Source organism: Pseudoalteromonas luteoviolacea H33-S (assembly GCF_001625695.1).
GTDB classification, from domain to species: Bacteria; Pseudomonadota; Gammaproteobacteria; order Enterobacterales; family Alteromonadaceae; genus Pseudoalteromonas; species Pseudoalteromonas luteoviolacea_B.
On sequence record NZ_AUXY01000105.1, the window covers coordinates 1 to 4,608 of the forward strand.

Annotated in this window: 2 protein-coding genes; both read right to left on the minus strand. The window is 47.0% G+C overall.

Features of this window, described 5'->3' with window-relative positions; all coding sequences use genetic code 11:
* Positions 1–3,304 (minus strand): non-ribosomal peptide synthetase (locus tag N477_RS21595; RefSeq protein WP_155731989.1); only part of this gene is annotated, 3,304 nt, incomplete at its 3' end.
* On the minus strand, positions 3,301–4,608 hold a 1,308-nt coding region (locus N477_RS21600), incomplete at its 5' end, for a non-ribosomal peptide synthetase (protein ID WP_155731990.1). The genes N477_RS21600 and N477_RS21595, both read right to left, overlap by 4 nt.

A 4,608-nucleotide genomic window follows, 5' to 3' on the forward strand; every position in this document is an offset into this window, starting at 1 on the left:
GCTGATTGAAAATCTCCCGCAACGGTAAGGTCACCTCAAAGGCTTCGCCACAGCGGGCGGCCAGTTTAATGGCCAGCAGGGAGTGGCCCCCCAAATCAAAGAAATTATCCCCCAGACCGACTCTTGCTATGCCCAGCAGTTGCTGCCAGATAAGCGCCAAGGCTTTTTCTGTTTCAGTCTGCGGCGCACTATACTCAACAGTGAGTCTATCAAGGTCCGGCTCCGGCAACGCATTGCGGTCGAGCTTACCGTTGGTGTTTAGCGGTAAAGCGTCTAGGACAACAAAAGCCGTCGGCACCATATAATCTGGTAATAACTGGTGTAAATGCGCACGCACTTGCTTAATCAACTCCGCATCCTGCTGCCTAGGGGTACTACTCACCAGATACGCAGCTAGCTGTGTATTGTTGTCACCAACTTCACGGGCAAGCACCACAGCTTCTTTGATCTCGCTATGCCCTGTCAGCGCATGCTCAATTTCCCCCAATTCTATGCGAAAACCCCGCACCTTTACCTGATAATCCGCTCGCGCAATAAAGCCCAAAGAACCATCCGCAAGCCAGCGTACCAGATCTCCAGTGCGGTAGAGCTTTTTACTGCTACTGCTGTCCTCTTCATCATAAAAAGGATTGATGACAAATTTCTCCGCCGTCAACTCTGGACGGTTCAAGTAGCCTCGGGCTAACCCCAACCCCCCTATATATAACTCCCCGACCAAGCCCACAGGCACGGGATTAAGATCAGCATCGAGCACATAACACTGCTTATTATGTAAAGGCTTTCCAATTGGGGTCGTTGGGTTAACTTCAACGCCCAAATGATGAGCAGAAGCAAAAACCGTGGTTTCCGTCGGCCCATATACATTGGTAAAGGCAATGTTCGGATAGCCCTGAACCGCCTGTTCAACGAGCCTAGGATCTGCCTTTTCGCCGCCAAACAAGACGTTTTTCACCCCAGTACCCCCTAAGGTGCCATTGAGGATCATTTGGTTAAACAAGGTAGTTGTGGTGAAAAAGGTATCTATGTCATTGGCCATTAATGCCGATTTAAATAACTCGCTATCTAAAATATGACTCTTTCCAAGCAGACTCACGGTCTTGCCGTTTAACAGCGAAAAGAATAAATCAAACACAAAACCGTCAAAGGCATAAGACGATAGGCTAGCAACATGCTCCACCTCAGATACCGCCACATAACGGTTATTCATGGCAAAAGCAATCACCGACTCATGTGCTACCATTACCCCTTTGGGCTGCCCAGTAGAGCCTGAGGTATAAATCACATAAGCTAGATGAGCAGGGGTTAACCCCGATACGCTTAAGCTCTGTGCTGACATTGATATCAGCTCGGCCTGTACTGCTTCATCATCTAGGCATATTACCTGACCATCAAACTCAGATAATTGCTTCAGCACACTTTGCTGGGTCAGTACCAGTGCGACGTTCGTATCGCTAAGCATATAGGCTAGTCGCGCTTTTGGATAACTTGGCTCAAGCGGCACATAGGCTCCCCCAGCCTTGAGGATACCCAAAATACCGACCACCATATCCACCGAGCGTTCAACACAAATTCCGACCAAGGTTTCCGCTTTCACTCCCTGTGCTTTCAGGTAATGGGCAAGCTGATTAGCGCGGCGGTTTAACTCACCATAACTGAGACTTGAATCGTCACAGATCAGGGCTGTTTTCTCTGGATAGTGGCTGGCCTGCTCTGCAAAGAGTTCATGAAGACAGTACTCCAATGGGACTTCTGCCGCGGTATCATTCCAGCAGTTAAGTAACAGCTCTTGCTCCTGTGCCGTTGTAAGCGCATGGCTAAAGACATCCTGCTCAGGTGCCTGCACCAAAGCGGATAACAAGACTTCAAAATGCGTCGCCATACGCGCTATTGTGTCACGCTCAAACAAGGCGGTATTAAACACCCACCTCAAAGTCAACCCGTCCGGTTTTTCCGCAACATTTAAAGTTAAATCAAACTGTGACACGCCCCCCTGTTTTGAGTCTAATGGAGATAGACTTATTCCCGGTAATGACAAATTGCCTTGTTCATTATTTTGCAGCGCCAGCATTACCTGAAACAAAGGACTGTGACTCAGGCTACGCTCAGGCTGTAGTCGCTCGACCACCTGCTCAAAAGGGACCTGTTGATGGTTATAGGCATCCAGCAACATTTGTTTGCTTTGTGCCAAAACATCAAGAAAAACAGGCTCTCCGGATAAGTCACTACGCAGTACTAAGGTATTGACGAAAAACCCTATCAAATCGGCCACTTCCATCTGTTCACGGTTTGCTACAGGCGTCCCAACCACGATATCTTTTTCATTACTGTAACGAGACATCAACACAGAAAAAACAGCATGCAGCCCCATAAATAAGGTTGCCTCTTTCGCCTGACAAAGCTTTTTTAAACTTGCTAACTCAGTTTGAGCAATGCAAGACACATAGGTTTCACCGTTAAAGCCCTGAGCTGAAGGCCTGGGCTTATCCAGCGGCAAGTTATGCAAAGCAGGCAAACCCGAAAGTTTGTCTTGCCAGTAAGCCAGTTGCTCGTCCAGCTTATTAGACTGTAACCACTCTCGCTGCCAGTGGGCATAGTCAGCATACTGGATAGCTAGCGGTGTCAAGGGGCTCTCTTCTCCCTGCACATAGGCGCTATACAAACGACTGAACTCATTTACCAGTATTCCCATTGACCAGCCGTCTGAGGCAATGTGGTGCATAGTGACCAGCAGTACATGTTCCCGACCAGATAACTTAAGTAACCTAGCTCTCATCATGAGATCTCGGCTTAGATCAAAGGTGGCTTCGGCTTCGGCCAAAGCGGCCTCTTCAACCTGTGTCTGCTGCACTTCTTTTGGCAGTTCCGACAAGTCAGTTAGCGGCACGTCAAAACCGCATTTCTCCGTGATAATTTGTAACGGCTGACCTCCATCTGCAGCAACAAAGCACGTACGCAAGCTTTCATGGCGCGCCACTATGTCGGTAAATGCCCTTTGCATTGCTCCTTCATCTAAAACACCGTTTAGCTTCAACGCCATCGGCATATTATATTGGTGGCTACCACCGTCGAGTTGATCTAACAACCATAACCTTTGCTGGGCAAAAGATAAAAATTCATAATCCCGGTTAGACGTAATCGTCAGGGAATGAAACAGTCGAAGAATATTTTCTTTTTGCTGTTTGAGAAAAGCGGTTTGTTCTGTCTTCAACGCGCCAGGTATGGCCTCAACTTTTAATTTTTCGCCAACCTGCTTTACTTCAATGCCGTTTTTTAATAATTCTTTTAATTCGGTTAACAGTGTCATAGTTCTATTTCTTCTAATTCATCCTGATTTGAAATCATCTTATTTCTTTGTGGTATAACGATTTGCTTTTCATCAAATAAGTTGTTTTCTATAATTTTTGCCTGTTTTTCAATGGTATTGTGTTCGAAAAAAGTCTTAATAGGGAAGTTAATCGCAAAAGCTTCATTGACACCTGCGACAACTTTCACTGCCAACAGGGAGTGGCCGCCGAGCTCAAAGAAGCTGTCAGTAATACCTGCTTTTTCTAAACCCAGCACCTGCTGCCAAATTTCACTCAGACGTATTTCCGTCTCAGTTTTAGGGGCAACGTACTCTGCCCTTAAGGCTTCTATATTCGGAGCCGGCAGCTTGCTTCTGTCAATCTTGCCGTTGGTGGTCATAGGCAATTCTGCTAATAGAACAAAGGCCGAAGGCACCATATAATCTGGTAATACTTGGCACAAATGCCCGCGCACTTGCTCAATCAACTCAGCATCCTGCAACTCTGCGGCACTGCTCACCAGATAGGCTGCTAGCTGTGTATTGTTGTCACCGACTTCTCGGGCAAGCACCACGGCTTCCTTGATCTCGCTATGCCCTGTCAGCGCATGCTCAATTTCCCCCAATTCTATGCGAAAACCCCGCACCTTTACCTGATAATCCGCTCTCGCTATAAAGCCCAAAGAACCATCCGCAAGCCAACGCACCAGATCTCCAGTGCGGTAGAGCTTTTTACTACTACTGCTGTCCTCTTCATCATAAAAAGGATTGATGACAAATTTCTCCGCAGTCAACTCTGGACGGTTCAAGTAGCCTCGGGCTAACCCCAGTCCACCTATATATAACTCCCCGACCAAGCCCACAGGCACGGGATTAAGATCAGCATCGAGCACATAACACTGCTTATTATGTAAAGGCTTCCCAATCGGGATCGTTGGGTCAACTTTATCGACAAAATGATGAGCAGAAGCAAAAACCGTGGTTTCCGTCGGCCCATATACATTGGTAAAGGCAATGTTCGGATAGCCCTGAACCGCCTGTTCAACTAGCCCAGGATCTGCCTTTTCGCCGCCAAACAAGACATTTTTCACCTTAGTCCCCCCTAAGGTGTCATTGAGGACCATTTGATTAAACAAGGCGGTTGTAGTGAAGAAGGTATCTATGCTATCGGCCACTAATGCTGATTTAAATGACTCACTATCTAAAATATGATTCTTCCCAAACAGGTTCACGGTCTTGCCGTTTAACAGCGAAAAGAATAAATCAAACACAAAACCGTCAAAGGCATAAGACGATAGGCTAGCAACATGCTCCACCTCAGATAC